Annotated in this window: 18 protein-coding genes and 1 pseudogene; 8 read left to right on the forward strand and 11 right to left on the reverse strand. The window is 63.9% G+C overall.

The features are described 5' to 3' along the window. Positions 1–202 precede the first annotated feature (202 nt). Positions 203–1,048 (forward strand): annotated as a pseudogene (locus DM373_RS18605) (efflux transporter outer membrane subunit); the annotation flags it as partial. A 269-nt stretch (positions 1,049–1,317) separates the two neighbouring features. Continuing rightward, positions 1,318–1,695 (forward strand): hypothetical protein, encoded by a 378-nt coding sequence (locus DM373_RS18610; protein WP_110994979.1) that lies wholly within the window; start codon positions 1,318–1,320, stop codon positions 1,693–1,695. An 89-nt stretch (positions 1,696–1,784) separates the two neighbouring features. On the opposite strand, the gene DM373_RS18615 is transcribed toward DM373_RS18610, so the two are convergent. From DM373_RS18615 to DM373_RS18625, 3 genes are all read right to left on the reverse strand, one after another. Next, on the reverse strand, positions 1,785–2,345 hold the full coding sequence (locus tag DM373_RS18615; RefSeq protein WP_110994980.1) for a TetR/AcrR family transcriptional regulator: 561 nt from the start codon (positions 2,343–2,345) through the stop codon (positions 1,785–1,787). Between the two features lie 173 nt (positions 2,346–2,518). After that, positions 2,519–4,519 (reverse strand): peptidase U32 family protein, encoded by a 2,001-nt coding sequence (locus tag DM373_RS18620; protein WP_110994981.1) that lies wholly within the window; start codon positions 4,517–4,519, stop codon positions 2,519–2,521. Between the two features lie 215 nt (positions 4,520–4,734). Beyond that, positions 4,735–5,115 carry a RidA family protein gene (locus DM373_RS18625; RefSeq protein WP_110994982.1) on the reverse strand — a complete coding sequence of 127 codons (381 nt, stop codon included), beginning with the start codon at positions 5,113–5,115 and terminating at the stop codon, positions 4,735–4,737. Positions 5,116–5,285: 170 nt separating this feature from the next. Here DM373_RS18625 and DM373_RS18630 point away from each other — a divergent pair, with 170 nt between their 5' ends. The 3 genes from DM373_RS18630 to DM373_RS18640 all read left to right on the forward strand — a co-directional run bounded on the left by DM373_RS18630 (position 5,286) and on the right by DM373_RS18640 (position 8,079). Next, the gene (locus DM373_RS18630) at positions 5,286–5,993 is read left to right on the forward strand and encodes a tRNA (adenine(22)-N(1))-methyltransferase (protein ID WP_110994983.1); all 708 of its coding nucleotides are present in this window, start codon (positions 5,286–5,288) and stop codon (positions 5,991–5,993) included. A 110-nt stretch (positions 5,994–6,103) separates the two neighbouring features. Continuing rightward, positions 6,104–7,357: an AAA family ATPase gene (locus tag DM373_RS18635; RefSeq protein ID WP_157966859.1), complete on the forward strand. Its 1,254-nt coding sequence runs from the start codon at positions 6,104–6,106 to the stop codon at positions 7,355–7,357. Further along, positions 7,354–8,079 carry an HNH endonuclease gene (locus DM373_RS18640; protein ID WP_110994985.1) on the forward strand — a complete coding sequence of 242 codons (726 nt, stop codon included), beginning with the start codon at positions 7,354–7,356 and terminating at the stop codon, positions 8,077–8,079. The genes DM373_RS18635 and DM373_RS18640 overlap by 4 nt, the downstream gene beginning before the upstream one ends. 19 nt (positions 8,080–8,098) lie before the next feature. Here the strand turns inward: DM373_RS18640 and DM373_RS18645 are convergent, their stop codons facing one another. Next, positions 8,099–8,359: a DUF2790 domain-containing protein gene (locus DM373_RS18645; RefSeq protein WP_110994986.1), complete on the reverse strand. Its 261-nt coding sequence runs from the start codon at positions 8,357–8,359 to the stop codon at positions 8,099–8,101. A gap of 113 nt (positions 8,360–8,472) precedes the next feature. Here DM373_RS18645 and DM373_RS18650 point away from each other — a divergent pair, with 113 nt between their 5' ends. Continuing rightward, the gene (locus tag DM373_RS18650; RefSeq protein ID WP_110994987.1) at positions 8,473–9,405 is read left to right on the forward strand and encodes a LysR family transcriptional regulator; all 933 of its coding nucleotides are present in this window, start codon (positions 8,473–8,475) and stop codon (positions 9,403–9,405) included. Positions 9,406–9,472: 67 nt separating this feature from the next. Here the strand turns inward: DM373_RS18650 and DM373_RS18655 are convergent, their stop codons facing one another. The 3 genes from DM373_RS18655 to DM373_RS18665 form a co-directional block, all read right to left on the reverse strand. Further along, the gene (locus DM373_RS18655; protein ID WP_110994988.1) at positions 9,473–10,027 is read right to left on the reverse strand and encodes a YbhB/YbcL family Raf kinase inhibitor-like protein; all 555 of its coding nucleotides are present in this window, start codon (positions 10,025–10,027) and stop codon (positions 9,473–9,475) included. Positions 10,028–10,076: 49 nt separating this feature from the next. Beyond that, positions 10,077–10,400, reverse strand: a complete 324-nt coding sequence (locus DM373_RS18660; RefSeq protein ID WP_110994989.1) for a hypothetical protein — start codon at positions 10,398–10,400, stop codon at positions 10,077–10,079. Between the two features lie 111 nt (positions 10,401–10,511). Continuing rightward, positions 10,512–11,816: an MFS transporter gene (locus DM373_RS18665; protein WP_110994990.1), complete on the reverse strand. Its 1,305-nt coding sequence runs from the start codon at positions 11,814–11,816 to the stop codon at positions 10,512–10,514. Positions 11,817–12,568: 752 nt separating this feature from the next. On the opposite strand from DM373_RS18665, the gene DM373_RS18675 reads away from it, so the two are divergent. Beyond that, positions 12,569–13,444, forward strand: coding sequence for an AEC family transporter (locus DM373_RS18675; RefSeq protein WP_110994992.1), 876 nt, complete (start codon positions 12,569–12,571; stop codon positions 13,442–13,444). 30 nt (positions 13,445–13,474) lie between these two features. Here DM373_RS18675 and DM373_RS18680 read toward each other — a convergent pair whose 3' ends face one another. Together DM373_RS18680 and DM373_RS18685 are read right to left on the reverse strand one after the other, a co-directional pair. Continuing rightward, entirely contained in the window at positions 13,475–13,693 is a 219-nt protein-coding gene (locus DM373_RS18680; protein ID WP_110994993.1) for a hypothetical protein, read from the reverse strand. A 195-nt stretch (positions 13,694–13,888) separates the two neighbouring features. Further along, positions 13,889–14,506 carry a hypothetical protein gene (locus DM373_RS18685; RefSeq protein WP_110994994.1) on the reverse strand — a complete coding sequence of 206 codons (618 nt, stop codon included), beginning with the start codon at positions 14,504–14,506 and terminating at the stop codon, positions 13,889–13,891. Positions 14,507–14,716: 210 nt separating this feature from the next. On the opposite strand from DM373_RS18685, the gene ppk2 reads away from it, so the two are divergent. After that, positions 14,717–15,535: a polyphosphate kinase 2 gene (ppk2, locus tag DM373_RS18690; RefSeq protein WP_110994995.1), complete on the forward strand. Its 819-nt coding sequence runs from the start codon at positions 14,717–14,719 to the stop codon at positions 15,533–15,535. A gap of 20 nt (positions 15,536–15,555) precedes the next feature. Here the strand turns inward: ppk2 and DM373_RS18695 are convergent, their stop codons facing one another. Together DM373_RS18695 and DM373_RS29080 are read right to left on the reverse strand one after the other, a co-directional pair. Then, positions 15,556–16,524 (reverse strand): ribonuclease Z, encoded by a 969-nt coding sequence (locus tag DM373_RS18695; RefSeq protein ID WP_110994996.1) that lies wholly within the window; start codon positions 16,522–16,524, stop codon positions 15,556–15,558. 128 nt (positions 16,525–16,652) lie between these two features. Beyond that, the gene (locus DM373_RS29080) at positions 16,653–17,123 is read right to left on the reverse strand and encodes a hypothetical protein (RefSeq protein WP_208642808.1); all 471 of its coding nucleotides are present in this window, start codon (positions 17,121–17,123) and stop codon (positions 16,653–16,655) included. Between the last annotated feature and the right edge of the window lie 283 nt (positions 17,124–17,406).

A 17,406-nucleotide genomic window follows, 5' to 3' on the forward strand; every position in this document is an offset into this window, starting at 1 on the left:
TCAGGCTGTATGAGTACCATTCGCGCCGTTTTCAATCAAAGGCTCGGGTGATTTCATGGGCAACTTGCGTGCAATAGGGGTGGCCAGCTGGTTGGCGGTGGCCGTGGCCCTGGCCGGGTGTGACTCGGCCGGCGAACAGCAGGCCGCTGCGCCAGCGGCGTTCCCGGTGTAGACCGTGACCGTGGCCAACGAGGCATTGGCCCTGGCCCTGACCCGCCAGACCCTGGCCAGCCGCGAGGACTCCCTGGCCCTGGTTGGCCAGCGGCGTTCGGTCGGCACGGCCACCGAGCTGGATCACCAGGAAGCCCTGGGGCTGGTCGAGCAGTCGCGGGCCGAGGTGGAAGTGATCGTGCGCCAGCAGCGCCAGGCCTACAACGCCCTGGTGTTGCCGCTGGGCAGCAGCGAGGCGGCCAGGGCGATCCCGGCCGAGCGCTCGGGCGAGCCAGTGGTGTTGCAGGACATCGCCCCCGGCGCGCCGTCGGCGCTGATCGAGCGGCGCCCGGACATCCTGGCCGCCGAACACCGGCTGCGGGCGCGCAATGCCGATATCGGCGCGGCGCGGGCAGCGTTCTTCCCGCGGATCAGCCTGACCGGCAGCTTCGGCACCTCCAGCGCGCAGATGTCCGGCCTGTTCGACGGCGGCTCGCGCAGCTGGAGTTTCATGCCACAGCTGTCGCTGCCGCTGTTCGACGCCGGGCGCAACCGCGCCGGCCTGAGCCTGGCCGAGGCGCGCAAGGATTCGGCGGTGGCCGCCTATGAAGGCACGATCCAGGGCGCGTTCCGCGAGGTCGCCGATGCCCTGGCCGCCACAGACACCCTGCGCCGCGAGGAAACCGCGCGGCGTGCCCTGGCCGACACCAGTCGGGCGACCTTGGCCCTGGCCAAGGCGCGCTACGAGGGCGGGGTGGACAACCATCTGCGCTACCTGGATGCGCAGCGCAGCAGCTACCTGAACGAAGCGGCCTTCATCGAGGCCAGCACACAGCGCCAGCTGGCCCTGGTCGACCTGTTCCGCGCCTTGGGCGGCGGCTGGCCGGCGAAGGGCTAGGCAACGACTCCTTTGGTTGGGTTGTCCAACCGCTTTGCCCTTGGGACCTGTGCCCAAGGGCTTTTTTTTGCCAGAAATTTCCCGTGGCTTTGCTTGCAAGGTCGGCTTGAAGTAGGCGGACAGTGTTTCTGCCAGCGCGTTCGGTTGAATGGCAAGCGACTACCTTGGAACGTAGTCAACTATTAAAAATGCCAGTTGCTCGCGTTTGTGAATCCCATATGCTGACTATTAACTAGCGGTCGCAAGACATAGGCGATGGGAGCGTGGTCATGGGTACCGAGATCAAAGCAGAGATCATGAAATTAAATGGCAAGAAAGCCCCAGGTGTATGGCACCTGGTTGGGCATTTTCACTGTTCACCGCAAAATATGTTCGGTGCTCAGGCTGGCGTATTATTTGCGAAAAAAGCCGAGATAGGTAGGTTCAAGAATATTGGACTTAGCGCAGATGGAAATGGCAGGGTCTGTAGTATCTGGAAAAAGAGCGAGCCCGCGATTTATACGCATTTATATTCAGGCGAAATTCCTTGGCTAGATATGCTGGTGTTTTCAGTGGAGGCCTTGAACGACGATCCAGAGTTTGCAGGGTTCTACCCTGCGGGAAGAAGTAATGAGTTCGACTTCACTGTGTATGGTCAGGAGAAGTGAACTTAGTTGCTGCAACGGTTATCTTCAAATAATGAGCCGCCCCAGCATGGGGCAGCCGCTCTGTTGCCCTATCCAAGTTCCGGTTGGGGTCATGGGCTCTGAACGAGCGCCCCTGACAGGAAAAACCGCTCCAGTGTCAGCGCCGACGTCGCACTGGCCGCTCGGCCGCGCCGTTCTGCATCAACCATGCTGAAGATCATGCTCAGAAACATCTCGGTGAGCACCGCCGCGCTGATGTCGATACGCAGCGCGCCCAGTTGCTGGGCACGCAGGAAGAACGCGTCCATGGCCTGGGTATAGGCGTGCCAGCGGCGATCCTCGCTGTCGCCCAGCAGCGTGTCGGGGCGGTACTGGAACATCAGGAAGGCCAGCATCTCGCGGTGCTTGAGGTGCTCGGCGATCAGGTGGCGCAGCCCGGGCAGTGGCTCGGCGCGGGTGAGGTCGGCGTCGCGGATGACCTGGTTGAGCACCTGCTCGCCATGGTTCTCCAGCATCTCCACCAGGTTGTCGCGGGTGCCGCAGAAGCGGTGCAGGGTGGCCTTGCTGACGCCGGCGGTCTCGGCCAGCTCCTTCAGGGTCGCACGGGGGTGGACCACCATGGCGTTGGCCAGGGCCTTGAGCAGGCGTTCGTCGTGAGGGGTGGGGTGCATCGGATTGCCTCGCGTGGGTCGCATGCTTGGCATTGTGCAGAAAACAGCTAGGTGATCAAGTCAAAAAGTCTCTAATGAGACTTTAGTGGTTCGTTCTGGTGCAATTCGCGGGCAAGCCCGCTCCTACAAGTGCTGCTGTGTCTGTAGGAGCGGGGCTTGCCCGCGGATACCGATCAATGCGGTGCGCGCGGGATGGTCTTGAGCAGGTCTTCCGGGCTGATATGCCCGACCACCTGGGCCACGGCGCTGCCCGGGGTGGGCAGGTCGATGATATGGCTCTTCATCTTGCCGATCACATGCATCTCGCACGGCTTGCAGTCGAACTTGAGGGTGAGTACCTCATCGCCCTGGATCAGTTGCATCGGTGCGACCTTGGTACGCACGCCGGTGACGCCCTTGGCCTGCTTGGGGCACAGGTTGAAGGAGAAGCGCAGGCAGTGCTTGGTGATCATCACCGGCACTTCTCCGTGCTCTTCATGGGCCTCGTAGGCGGCGTCGATCAGTTGCACGCCATGGCGGTGGTAGAAGTCGCGGGCCTTCTGGTTGTAGACGTTGGCCAGGAACGACAGGTGCGACTCGGGGTACACCGGCGCTGGCGTGGTCTCGGCCTTGCGAGCGCCACGGGGGTGGGCCTTGACCCGCGCCTCGGTCAGCGCCTCGATGGCTTCGCGGCGCAGGGCCTTGAGCTGCGAGTTGGGGATGAAGTACGCCTGCGGCGCGTCCAGCTCGATGGCGTTGGCGTGGTACATGGTGGTGCCGAGCTGGCCGAGCAGGTCGTGCAACTGGTCAAGCGCCTGTTGCGGCTTGTTGGCCGTGCCGAACGGGCCATCCAGGGCCACCTGCACGCTCACGCCTTCCTCGCTGCTGAGGGTCAGCATCAGGCGCTGCTCGCGCAGCACCGCGTGCCACTCGACGCCCACCCGGCGCTCGGCCGAGGTGCGCTGCAGGGCTTGCTGCCAGTTGTGGTCGAGGTTGCGCGACAGCGGGTGGTTGGGGCGCAGCTTGTACAGGCCCTCGGGCATCTCGTTGGGCTCGACGCGGTAGCGGTAGCGCTTCTGCCCGTCGTCTTCGGACTCGCTCTTGAGTTCGGCGATGTTGGCGCGGAAACCCACCACCTCACGCTTGACCAGCACATTGAGGCCGTCGCCGTTGCTCAGGGGGACGTCGGTCACTACCTGCAGGTCGCGCTTGCCGACTTTTTCCACCACGCCCACCGGCAGGCCGGTGAAGGTCGGCGAGTCGAAGGCGCCGATGTCGATCTTGCGGTCGCTGACGAAGTAGTCGGTGCTGCCTCGGTGGAAGGTCTTGTCCGGGTCGGGCACGAAGAAGTGCTCGGTGCGCCCGCTGGAGGCGCGGGCCAGCTGTGGGCGGCCTTCGAGGATGGCGTCCAGCTCTTTGCGGTAGTGGGCGGTGATGTTCTTCACATAGCCCACGTCCTTGTAGCGGCCCTCGATCTTGAACGAGCGCACGCCGGCATCCACCAGGTCGGCCAGGTTGGCGGTCTGGTTGTTGTCCTTCATCGACAGCAGGTGCTTCTCGAAGGCGACCACACGGCCTTGGTCGTCCTTGAGGGTGTACGGCAGGCGGCAGGCCTGGGAGCAGTCGCCACGGTTGGCGCTGCGCCCGGTCTGAGCGTGGGAGATGTTGCACTGGCCGGAGAAGGCCACGCACAGCGCGCCATGGATGAAGAATTCGATGGCCGCGTCGGTTTCAGCGGCGATGGCACGGATTTCCTGCAGGTTCAGCTCACGGGCCAGTACCAACTGCGAGAAACCGGCCTGGTCGAGGAACTTGGCCCGGGCCAGGGTGCGGATGTCGGTCTGGGTGCTGGCGTGCAGTTCGATCGGCGGGATGTCCAGCTCCATCACTCCCAGGTCCTGCACGATCAGCGCATCGACCCCGGCGTCATACAGCTGGTGGATCAGCTTGCGCGCCGGCTCCAGCTCGTTGTCGTGGAGGATGGTGTTGATGGTGGTGAACACCCGCGCGTGATAGCGCCGGGCGAACTCCACCAGCTCGGCGATCTCGCTGACCTCGTTGCAGGCGTTATGGCGCGCGCCGAAGCTAGGGCCGCCGATGTAGATGGCGTCTGCGCCGTGCAGGATCGCCTCGCGGGCGATGCTCACGTCACGGGCAGGGCTGAGCAGTTCCAGGTGGTGCTTTGGAAGGGACATGTCGTTATAGGTTCGGGCTGTCACGGTAAGGCGGGCATTGTAGCGGTGAAATGGGGTGGTGGCATCCCCAGGCTGCTGGATGGGGGCGGGAAGGGTTGCTGCACAGCCTGTTACCCTCACTCGCTGGGCTTGTACGTCCCCCTGTAGGAGCGACACAAGGCCGCTCCTACAGGGGATGTGCAATCGGTATGCAATCGATACAGATGAGAGGCGAGTCAGCCCTTGGCCGCCATCGCCGTCACTTCGACTTTCATGCCTTCCACCGCCAGCGAGGCCACGCCAACCGCCGCACGCACCGGCCACGGTTTGCTGAAGAAACGCTGGTACACCTCGTTGAACGCCGGGCGGTCGGCCATGTCGGTGAGGTAGATGGTCAGGTGCAGCACCCGGTCCATCGAGCTGCCGGCGCGCTCCAGGGCCACTTTCAGCGCCTGCAGGGTGCATTCGCTCTGGGTGGTGATGTCGCCCAGCTCGAGGCTGCCGTCGGCGCGGGTAGGGATCTGGGTGCTGACCAGCACGCCGTTGTACTCGGCCACGTCGGACGAGATGGAGTCGGCGTCCGGGTCCGGGGTAAAGATGATGCCGTCGTTTGCCATGGAATGTTCTGCCTTGCACGGGAGGAAAGCCCGCAAGCCTACGCGAGCGCCAAGGGCGGGTCGAGCCGTGGCCGTGGTCGCGCGGATTTGATAAGCGCGCCGGCCCACGGCAGAATCGCGCCCCGACCCGGCCGCAGGCGCCGGGCCCTGGGTGATCAAAGAGGCAACCGTTGAACCAACACACTTTGTCCACGCGCCTTGAGCGGGTGGCGGCGCATATCCCGGCCGGGGCACGGCTGGCTGACATCGGCTCGGACCATGGCTACCTGCCGGTGGCACTGCTGCGCCGTGGCGCGATTGCCGCGGCAGTGGCTGGCGAAGTGGCGCTGACGCCCTTCCAGGCCGCCCAGCGCACTGTGCGCGAGAACGGCCTTGAGGCACAGGCCACCGTGCGCCTGGCCAGCGGCCTGGCGGCCATCGAGCCGCAAGATGGGATCACTGCCGTGAGTATCTGCGGCATGGGCGGCGAGACCATCCGCGACATCCTCGAAGCCGGCAAGCAACGCTTGAGCGGCAAGGAGCGCCTGGTGCTGCAGCCCAACGGCGGCGAGCAGCCGCTGCGCCAGTGGCTGATGGACAACGACTACCGCATCCGCTGCGAAGAAGTGCTGCGGGAGAACCGCTTCGACTACGAAATCATCGTTGCCGAGCGTTGCGAGGCGGTCGTCTACAGTGCCGAACAGCTGTACTTCGGCCCGCTGCTGATGGAACAGCGCAGCCCAGCGTTCCTGTTCAAGTGGCAGCGCATGCTGCGCCAAAAGCAGCAGACCCTCGATAATTTCGAGCGTGCCCGCCAGCCGGTGCCCGAGGACAAGGTGCAGGACATCGAGCTTCAAGCGAAGTGGATCTACGCATTACTGGACACCCCCGTCGCCTAGAAGCCCGTCAACGATTATGCAGCGCCCGGGATGGGGCATGCTCGTCTTTTCGGGTAGCGAGGGTGATGGCATCATGCCTCCTTTCTGCCAGTATTGCGAAGGAACACGCGTTGAGCACAGAAACGCCGCAACAGAATGTTCAGACTGAAGACGATTGTTTTGAGTTTTTTGTCGAGCGTATCAGCCGCTCGCTGGATACCGGTAAAGGGCCGCACCAGACTTACCTGATTGGTAACAATGGCACCGGTAAAAGCCGCTTGCTTTCCGGGCTGGCCGAGGAGTTCGCGGAGGACGAACGATGCACGGCGATCGGTTGCATAACGAACTCGCTCTACGATCGCTTCAAAAGGACGCAGCGGGGGGTTATCCAGTATCTAGGGGCGCGGACCTCCAACAACGCGGTGTTTCACAGTGCCATCGATCGATTGCTCGCAGTCGCACTGATCAAGTGCGTGACGCGAAAGAAGGTCAGCGTCACTCGGCTGGAAACGACACTCGACATGGTATTTCTCGCAGAAATCAATACCCGGAAAAGGACACGCATTGAAGATCTCGTCGATGGACGCAAGTTCAAGGGCAGCTCAATCAGCGCGTTTCTGAACAAGACGGAGATCAAGATACTTGAGGACCTGAGGTATCGCCGGTTCAGGCTTTCGCAGCTCAGCGCTGCGCAAATTTCGGCGTTCGGCAAGTACCTAGACCTCAACGGCGAAGTCATCATGTGGAGCAAGCTGCCTGGGCGAGGTAAACCAGCGCTGGAGTTTGAAGCGTTGAGTACGGGCGAGCAAAATCGGGCGCTGATGTACTCGAAGATTCTTTCTGTTGCTCGGGAAGGTTCCATCCTGTTGATCGACGAGCCGGAAATTAGTCTTCACCTGAACTGGCAGATGGCCTTCCATCGTTCGCTATGCGAGTTGCTTAAAGGTTTGAAGCGTTACCACGTGGTCATTGCGACACATGCACCGGTCATCATCTCTCAAGGCGTCCAGGATGGCCTCGAGCACAAGGACGTGGATCTTGCCGACACGTCCGTGGTTGTCCTGGAACGAAAAAAAGACCAAGACGGCGCCCTGCAGTTTTCTTTCAAGGAGCACCCCTTGGAGAGTGTGGTGAGCCACGACAGCCTCGTGCTCATGGACTTCAACACTGCGCCTTTTCGAACGGCCGCCGTGGATATCGAGATTGCCGAGTCAGTACTGGAGGCCGTTGACTACCCCAGCATGATCAAGGAAGTCATTGAACGCTTGAAAAACCTTGAAGACACGCCTGGGGTGACCAAAGCGGACAAGCAGAATCTCCACTCCGCCATCGATATCGTCCGTCGGCACGTGGCTGCAATGAGCGAAGACGGTGCGAATGCATGAAGAGCCTGGCGGTAGGGGCCGTTGAAAAGAAAGCCATCCAGCGTTTGATCAACCTGGTAGCGAACAATAGCCTGGATGCGACTAAGGCCTGGACGTGTTTTTCTTCGCCACGGGCTGCGCTGCTCGATAAAGATCAAAAACCGTTACAGCAGTTCTCTAAACTTGAACAGGACGCGTATACGGCACTCAAGAAGCGCGTTGTGCAACGGCTCGAGAATACATGTTCACGCGCATGCGCCTATTGTCGCAGACCTGTCGGTAACTACGGGTATGGCTGGCATATCGAACACGTTTATCCCAAAGCCAGCTTTCCGGAGCAGGCATTCGACTTGAGTAATCTTGCCATTGGCTGTGTTGACTGCAATAAGTGGAAGGCGGCCCGTGTCGACCGCGAAACGGGAAAAACAAGAGCATTGCAAATCATCAATCCTTGTGCCGACCGTTTTCGGTATGGGCAACACCTGCGGCTGCTGCACGTAGCCACCGAGTCATTCGCCTTCGTCAAATATATGCCCCTGACACCGCCTGGAACGCAAACTTATGATCTGCTGGAATTCGCCATGATCGAACGGTCCACGATCATCGACAGCATCAATCAGGATCTGGCCGCCCTACACAGAAAGATCAACGATTTTGTTGCCTCCGCCGATGGCGTAGAGCAAAAGTCGGAGATGTCTGACCTGTTACTGAGGCTCAAACAGAACATCTACACCTACCAGTAAAGTTGCGGCAGCGTATCGATCAAAGCTGCGAGCAATTACCCATTTCGCGGTAGTCGACCTGGTGGGTCTGGCCCTGGTGGTCGACGTAGACCATGTGCGCGGTGCCCACCTGGCAATCGGCGGCGTTGCTGGCCGGGGTGATCGAGATGACCTTGGCCACGTCCAGCGGCATGCCGTATTCGTAGCTGCTGCTCACGGGCTGCTGGGTGGCGCTGTCGGCGAGGGCGCCGAACGAGGCGAGGGTGGCGGATAGGGCGACAACAGCGATCGAACGTTTCATGACAGGCTCCTCGTTTTCGGGATGTGTCCATGATCCATTCATTGGTGTTTCACAATAAATGGGCTAACCCGTGATAGATTCCTGCCTTTCATGTATGAATGAGAGCCCACCTCATGGACATGCTGCATGCGATGCGCACCTTTGCCCGGGTAGTGGAGTGCGGCAGTTTCGCCGCCGCCGCCAACGCCCTGGACATCTCGGCGGCGCAGGTGTCGCGGATCGTCGCTGAGCTGGAAAACCAGCTGCAGACCCGCCTGCTGCACCGGACCACCCGGCGCCTGCGCATGAGCGAGGCGGGCGAGCGCTTTCTCGAGCGCTCGCGGCAGATCATGCTGCTCACCGAAGAGGCCATGGACGAGGCCCGTGGCGCCCACCTCACGCCCCGCGGTCGGCTGCGCGTGCACTGCACCCATGGCCTGGGCCTGCTGATGATGCCGCTGGTGGCGCGCTACAACGCCTCCTGCCCGGAAGTGGTGATGGAGTTGACCTTGTCGCAGCGCAACCCCGACCCGCTGGCCGAGGGGCACGATGTGGTGATCGCCATTGGCCAGGGCCTGCCCGATTCGCAGCTGATCGCCATCCCGCTGGGCAGTATCCACAGCATTCTCTGCGCCTCGCCGGATTACCTGGCCCGGCACGGCGTGCCCAAACAGCCGCAGGACTTGCACGCGCACACCTGCCTGCGCACCGTCGATCCGCTGTTCGAAGAGGATTGGACCTTCGGCAAGGCCCCGGAAAACTGCGTCATCGCGCCCCAGGATACCTTCCTCACCAATGTCGCCGACGCGATGGTCAGGGCCACCGAGCTGGGCATGGGGGTGGGGTTGCTGCCGTACTATTCGGCCAGCCAGGCCATGCAGGAAGGGCGCCTGTGCCGCTTGCTGGCGCCGTACCGGCTGCGCCAGCGTGAGATCTATGCGATCTACCCGTCACGGCATTACCTGGATGCCAAGGTGCGCACCTGGATCGACTACCTCAAGGAGCAGTTGCCGTTGCTGTTCGCCGAGCACCAGCGGGTGGTGGATGAGGCGCAGTATTGGCGGTAGGCGCAGGGCCATCGCGGGGCAAGCCCGCTCCCACGGATTGCGTGGGAGCGGGCTTGCCCCGCGATGATCAATGCCCGTAACGTCCCACCAGGCTCTGCGCCCCCAGCGCATGCCCCTGCAGCGCCTTCAGCAACCCGCGATGGTCCAGCTCCCCGGGCAGGCTGCCAGGGGCAAGATCAGTGGCGATCAGGGTCAGCACATAGTGATGCGGATTGTCCCCCGCCGGTGGGCAAGGCCCGCGATAGGCCATGGCCCCACGGGAGTTGAGGCCCAGCGCAGCCACCGGGCTGCTCTGGCCGCCAGCACCTTCCTCCAGGCCACCGGACGCAGGGTCGATGTTGTAGGCCAGCCAGTGCACCACCCCCAAACCCTTGCCACCATCGGGGTCGAACATCACCAGTACCAGCGAGCGGGTGCCCTGCGGCAGGTTGGTCCAGCTCACCTGCGGTGACTTTTCCTCGCCACTGCCACAGGCAGGGTCCGCGCCCACCTGCTGCAGCGCGATCACGCCACCGTCGGTGAACGACGCCGAACTGATGTCCAGGGCGGGGCTGTAATTGACCGAGGCGGCGAATGCTCCCGTGGGCAGCAAGGCAAACAGCAACCAGTACCTGAGGTTCATGCCAGGTCTCCAGGGCAGGGGCGTCGTTCAGCAGTGTAGCCAAGGCCCGTCAATGGCTGTCCTGGTCCTCGGCGGTGCCACCGGTGTGCCCGGCACCGCTGCCGGTAGCCTCGCCGGTACTGTTCGAACCACCGGCAGCGCCGTCGGCCGCATCGGCATTGGTACCGGTGTCGCTGCTGTCGTTGTCCTTGCTGCCACCGGGGTTGTTGACACTGCTGCCATCACCGGCCGTGGCGCCTCTGGGCTGATCACCCTTGGCGCTTTCGTTGGTTTGCGGCTGGCTGGCGTAAGGGTCGGATGCTGCGTAGCTGCTGGTCGATGCGATGGCCAGCGCGACGGCGAGGAGCAGGGCGAGCGGGCTTGAACGATCCATGGTGAGTCTCCTGTCGGATGAACTGTCATGGATTCGGCCGCCCAAACGCGGCCGGGGTGCCCGCCGGGCGACGGGCGGCAAACCAAGGGGCCGCAGGCGGCCCCGGTTGCATCAGTGGCTTTCGCTGCGTGCCTGATGAGGCGCAGCCGCGCTGTTGAGCGCGTCCAGCGTCGGGTGCTCCTGGGCGGCATGCATCAGGTCCTCGGTCACCCGCAGTTCGGCGCCGGTCGGCGAGAACGTGGTGGCCGCAGTGAACGGCGCCGGGTGCTCGGGTTTCGGGCGCTTGCCCCGGCGCCAGAGGAAGAAGCCGACCATCGCCAGGTTGATCACGGCGAATGCCCAGAACAGCCCGACTTCACCGTACGAGGTCATCATCGGCGAAATGGTCAGCGGCGCCATGGCCGAGCCCAGCGAGTTGATCAGCAGCAGGCCCTGGATCATCGGCACCAGGGCATCGGCCGGCGCGCGGTCGGCAGCGCTGCTGACCGCCACCGGGTACAGGGCGAACACCCCGCCACCGAGCAGGAACAGCAGGGCGGGCAACAGCGCGGTGTCCACCGGCAGCACCACGATCAGCAGCGACAGCACGGTGCACATCGCCGCCAGGGCGATCAGCACATCCTGGCGGTCCTTGCGGTCGGACCAGCGCCCCACCGGGTATTGCAGCAACATGGCGCCGAGAATCACCCAGGCCATCATTTCGCCGACCTCGCCCACGTCCAGCCCGACCCGCTGCAGGTACAACGGCAGCAGGGCATAGATCCCGGCAATCGCCACGCCGGAGCCGAAGCAACCGACCAATCCGGTAGGCGCCACGCCCAGCAGCTGGCGTGGCTTGAGCGGCTCGACCTGGTCGAGCAACGGCGACACCCGCGGCAGGATCACGATCGGCAGCACCGACAGGGTGGCGAGCATGCCGGCCAGCATGAACGGCGCGGTGTCGCCCCAACTGGTGATCTCGCCCAGGGCCGCCTGGGCGATCACCCCGGCGCCATAGAAGGCGATCATGTACAGCGCCAGCAGGCGGCCACGGATCTTGGCGTCGCCGGCCAGCAGCAGCCAGCTTTCGATCACCAGGAATACCCCCACCGCAGCCCAGCCGTTGAGCAGGCGCAGGATCGACCACCAGGTGGTGTCGTAGAACAGGCCCTGCAACAGGATGGTCGCGCCGATCAGCGCGGCGAAGCTGCTGTAGGCGCGGATATGGCCGATGCGCAGGATCAACCGGTCGTTGACGATTGCGCCGAGGGTCAGGCCGATGAAGTAGGCCGAGGACACCACGCCAATGGTGGTCGCCGATTCGCCGGCCGCGTCCAGGCGCAGGGTGGTCAGGGAAGACATGAAGCCATTGCCCAGGGCAATGATGAACAGGCCGAGCAGGGGTGCCAGCGCCATCGCCAGCAAACGGGGAGACATACGTACCTCAAGGTTGGAATAAGCCAAGCTGCGCCTTTTGCGCTGCGTGCACGGAATGCGACCTGGGCAAGGGTCAACCGCTGGACCTCAAGGGGAGGCCGGGCGGGGGCGGTTGAGCCTGTGGCACATGCGCGATGTGGCGAAAGGCGCGGACGCTGTCCTTGCGGGCGGTTGCCACCGAATGGGCGACGGGCGAAAAGGAGGCGGGATTTTACGGGCTGTGGCGGATTTGCCAAGAGGGCGCTGGCTGCGACGAGAGGCCGCAGGCACGCGAGTATGTGCTCAGTACGCGTCTGCCTCAGAAGGCATACATGATAATTAGCATTAATAATGTCTTTTAACTATATGAATTTAGAGAATTATTTATTCTAGAATTTACTTTAACTATTGATGATTGCGCTCGGTTTTCGCCCCGGCGATGAAACCAAGGCGAGCACCAGGAAGTGTAGATGCGATCTCCGGTGGACCCCGAGGCGTACGCCGGCAGGGCTGCAGCGCCTATGAGATCGAGCGCCGCCCGCGCGGCGCTTCGCGGGTAAACCCGCTCCCACATGGGCCGCGCTAACCTCGAGGCAAGCATCGTACCTGTGGGAGCTGGCTTGCCAGCGATGAGGCCTGCACTGACAACATAAGACAGTTGCTCCCACATGAACCTGTCAGGCCAAGGTTGCCAGCCTTGGCGCACGGCGATGCACACCTGGAGGCATTAATGCGCATAATGCGCGGCAGGTTTTTCAGGGAGATCCTACACAATGCTGGCCTCGTTGTTCGCCGTCCTGGCGCCTGTGTTCATCGTCGCCGGTATCGGCTACACCTGGGCCCGCCGCGGCCTGGACTACCCGACCGAATTCATTGCGCGGGTGGTCATGACCGTCGGCACGCCCGCGCTGGTGCTGTCCACGCTCAACCGCACCCAACTCGATCCCGCCGCCTTCACCAGCATGGCCCTGGCCTGCGTGCTGTGCATGCTGGGCATGGCGCTGACCGGTTACCTGGTATGCCGCCTCAGTGGCCGGCACTGGCGCGTGCTGATGCCGGCTTTCATGTTCCCCAACACCGGCAACATGGGCCTGCCGATCAGCCTGTACGCCTTCGGCGAGCACGGCCTGGCACTGGCGGTGGCGTTCTTCCTGACCTTGTCGATCTTCCAGTTCACCCTGGGTATCGCCATTGCCGGTGGCGCCGCCTCGTTCAAGGCGCTGCTGCGCAACCCCATCGTGATCAGCCTGGTCGGCGCCATGCCGCTGATCTTCCTCGACGTCGAACTGCCGCGCTGGCTGGCCAACACCGCCGACCTGCTGGGCGGCATGACCATCCCGTTGATGCTGCTGACGCTTGGCGTTTCGCTGGCCAGCATTCGCCCGCAGCACATCGGCAGCGGCCTGGTGCTGGGTGGGTTGCGTATCGTGCTGGGGGCGGCAGTGGGCTGGGCGGTGGGTACCGCGCTGGGGCTTCAGAGCCTGGAGCGGGCGGTACTGGTGGTGCAGTCGTCGATGCCGGTGGCGGTGTTCAACTACCTGCTGGCGGTGCGGGCCAATCGCGAACCCGAGCAGGTGGCCAACCTGGTGATGTGCTCGACGCTGTTGTCGTTCGTATGGTTGCCGGCCGTGCTGGCCTGGTGGTTGTGAGGGCCGGAGCATTGCCGGCCCTCGCGGGCATCAGCTGCAAGGCTTGCTGTTGAGTGCATCGCCCTGGCGCGGCGCTTGCGCCTGCGATTGGACATGGGTATCGCGCTTGGCTACAGCCTCGGCCTGCTGCTGGCGTTGCTGCGCCAACTGCTCGTTGCGCGCTTGCAGACGCTCGGCGCCGCCTTCGGCGAAGGCTGAAGTGGCCGAGGTTGCGGCCAGCAGGGCGAGGGCGAAAGACAGGGATTTCATGGTGTGACTCCATCGTTGAACCGGAAAACCGGCCGCGGGGCGACCGGGGCGGGGCAAGGATGGCGAGTGCGGATTTTCTCAGGATTAACACAAGGCTCAAGTGCGCGGCCGTTCGTGGCACAAGGCCGCTCCTACAGGCAACCGCATTCCCCTGTAGGAGCGGCCTTGTGCCGCGAAAGGGCTGCGCAGCGGCCCTCAATTGGGCAACTGCTGTTGCACCCAGCCTTGCTCGGTCAAAGCCATGCTGGCAGTTGCCTCAAGCGGTTGGCGACTGCTGTCGAACGCCTGGCCCAGGCCTTTCACGCTGGCCTGCACCCTGGTATCGCCAGCCCATGCGGGAAGTTCGCTGACCCTGTAGCGGTAGGTCACCTTCGATACCTTCCTGCCAGCCTGTTCGGCCGGCGCAGTGAACTGCTCGATGGCGGTGACCTGCGCCTTGCCGAAGCACAACCCGCCGACCTTGTTGTTGCCAGCGTCGGCCTTGTAGTACTTGCGACCTTCATCGGTCAGCGCGTAGGCGTAATAGATGTCGGTGCGTGCCGCTTGCCACAGGCGAGCAGGCACTTCAGTGCGGGCAATCTCTTTCTCGCTGACCACGCCGACCTGAGCCAGGGCATGCAACGCCTTGTTGTTGCCGTCGACGTCGAAATCGCGGGTGCGGGTAGGGAAGCTGCTGATCACGAAACAATGCGGGTACTGGCTGTCGAGCCAGGTTTGCGCGGCCTGGCGTAGGCCGGCCTCGGTGGCTTGCCGGTCGTCCGAGCAGCCGAGCAGGGTCGCCAGCAGGGCCAGCGGTACGAGCTTCCTGTCCATCGTGGGGCTTCCTTGAATTGCCAAAATGCAGGTCGAGCGCCGGCCCGGGCCGGCGGCGACAGGATTAGAACCCGCGGGCCAGAGCGGCCGCAATCGTGGCAAGTGGACATGCCGGCAGCCCGCCCGGCAAATCGCCGAGGCTCATCCATACTGCTCTGATCCGCCACGGCAGCGCCGCGGCATTCAGGGGTTGGCACAGGGGAGCAGACGATGGCCAAGGTTGCAGGCAAGAAAAACAAAGCGAATGACGCCGGGAAACTCGGGCGCAAAGACTACGAGAGCGAACTGAAGAAGCTGCACGTGGAGCTGGTCAAACTGCAGCAGTGGGTGGTGGAGAAGGGCCTGAAGGTGTGCATCATCTTCGAAGGCCGCGATGGCGCCGGCAAGGGCGGCACCATCAAGGCCATCACCGAGCGCGTCAGCCCCCGGGTGTTCCGCGTTGTGGCGCTGCCGGCGCCGACCGAACGCGAGAAGACCCAGATCTACGCCCAGCGCTACCTCACCCATTTGCCGGCCGCCGGCGAAGTGGTGATCTTCGACCGCAGCTGGTACAACCGTGCCGGTGTCGAGCGGGTAATGGGCTTTTGCACGGATGAGCAGTCACACAAGTTTCTGACCGTGGTGCCGATGTTCGAGCGGATGATGGTCGAGTCGGGGATCATCCTGCTCAAGTATTGGCTGGAGGTCAGCGCCGAAGAGCAGACCCGGCGCCTGCAGGACCGCATCGACGACGGCCGCAAGCTGTGGAAACTGTCACCCATGGACCTCAAGTCGTACAACCGTTGGGACGAGTACACTCGCGCCCGCGACGACATGTTCGCCGCCTCCGACTCGTCCTGGGCACCGTGGTTCATGGCCCGCTCCGAGGACAAGCGCAAGGCGCGGCTGAATATCATCAGCCACCTGCTGCAGCAGGTCCCGTACAAGGACCTCAGCCACAAGCACAAGATCGAGCTGCCCAAGCGCGGCAAGATCGGCAAGTACAAGTCGCAGCCTTACCCGTTCAAGATGGTCGGCGAGCGCTTCTGAAGCACGGGCCTGGGCTGGCCTCAGGCCCTGTCCAGCGCTTCGAGCCGCCCGTCACGCCCCAGGTGATAGCGCTGCAGGTCCTGCGCCAGGGTCAGGTGGCCGCTGTAGTGCGCCATGGCCTCCTCGCGCACTTCTGCGATCGAGTTGCCACGGCCGTTGGCCGTGGGCTGGTAGCGGGCACTGAAGTGGGTCAGCACCAGGTTCTTCACACCCGCGGCGTCGGCAAAACGCGCCACCTGCGCGGCTGTGCTGTGGCCGAAGTTGGTCTGGCTGCGCTCGACCACCGGCTGGGTGAAGGTGGCTTCGTGTACCAGCACGTCGACGCCCCGGGCCAGCTCGGCAAGCAGCTCGGGGCGGTCGTTGTCGCCGCAGACGATGATCCGTTGCGGAGGGCGCGTGGGTTGCAGGTAATCACGGGGCTCGAGCGTGCGGCCCTCATGGGCGACGGCCAGGCCATGGGCCAGTTGCCCCCACAGCGGCCCGGCCGGGATACCGTCAGCCTTCAGGCGGGTGGTATCCAGCCGTGGTGCGGGGTCGCGCTCATCGAACACGTAGCCCCAGGAGGGCACGCGGTGCGACAACGCGATCGTGCTCACTTCGACATTGCCGGCGCTGAAGCCTTTGAAGGTTTCCAGCGCCTGCAGCTGCAATTCGAACGGCAGGAAGGTCTCGCTCACCGCCAGGCTCTGGCGCACCCAGCCAAGCAGGGCGTCGGGCAGGACCAGCGGCAACGGCTCCTGGCGCCCGGACATGCCGGCGCTGGCCAGCAGCCCGGGCAGGCCGAAGCAATGGTCGCCATGGACGTGGGTGATGAAGATCCCGCGCAGGTCCCGCACGGAAAGCGGGCTGTGCAGCAACTGGTGCTGGGTACCCTCGCCGCAATCGACCAGGTACCAGCCGTGGCCGGTGGATTCGATGACAGCGGTGGCGCTGACGTTGCGGGCCTTGGTGGGCACACCGGAGGAGGTGCCCAGAAACTGCAGGTCCATTGCCTGACTCCTTGACATGACGGCTTTCCTGCCCCGCAGGCGCGGGGCGCGGGGAGGCTAGCACGCCAGGCGCGGCGGGAGAAGCTGCACAGGTGCCGTACAGACACCTGTGCGGGGAGTGCCAGGCGTCAGGCGCCGCCGCGGTCGTCACCCACATCGTGATTGGCGCCGTCATCGGCGCCATGGCCGACACCGTGGGCTTCGCCGGCGTCATGGTTGGCGCCGTCGTCCGCGCCGTGGCCGACACCGTGCAGGCCACCGGCCTCGTGGTTGCCGCCATCGTCGGCGCCATGGCCGCCTGCCGAGCCGCCGTGGCCTGAGCCACCGCTGCCACCGCTGCCACCGCCGCTGCCGCCATGACCACCGCCGCCGCTACCCCCTCCACCGTGGCCGCCGCCACCACCTCCGCCGCCATGGCCGCCACCTCCGCCACCTCCGCCACCTCCGCCACCTCCGCCGCCGCCATGGCCACCTCCGCCACCACCACCGTCCTTCGCCATGGCGCTTGAAAATGCGCTCAGGTTGTCCGGCAGCAGCACGGACGATGCCGAGAGCACGCCGCCGATGGCCAGCATCCACACGATTTTTTTCAACTGCATAGTGATCTCCGCTCAGCGTTGCCTGCGTTTGCTTGCAGGGAAGGCCACAGCCGGCGGACCTCGGCCGCCTGGGTGGCGGCCCGCCAGTCGTCTGGCAGGGTCCTGGAGCACGATCCTTCGAAGGCCGATGGGCCGTGTCGCGGCGATTGCCGCTTTGATAGATGAGCGTAGTTTGTAATGCGCAGTTACAAGTGCCGGTTGTCAGGGGTGGGGAGTCGAGGGTTTCTGATTGAAACCGCGTGCGCGCCAGCAGGTGCTTGGCGACAGCTTTGCAGCGTTCTCA

This window comes from Pseudomonas sichuanensis, from assembly GCF_003231305.1.
GTDB lineage: Bacteria > Pseudomonadota > Gammaproteobacteria > Pseudomonadales > Pseudomonadaceae > Aquipseudomonas > Aquipseudomonas sichuanensis.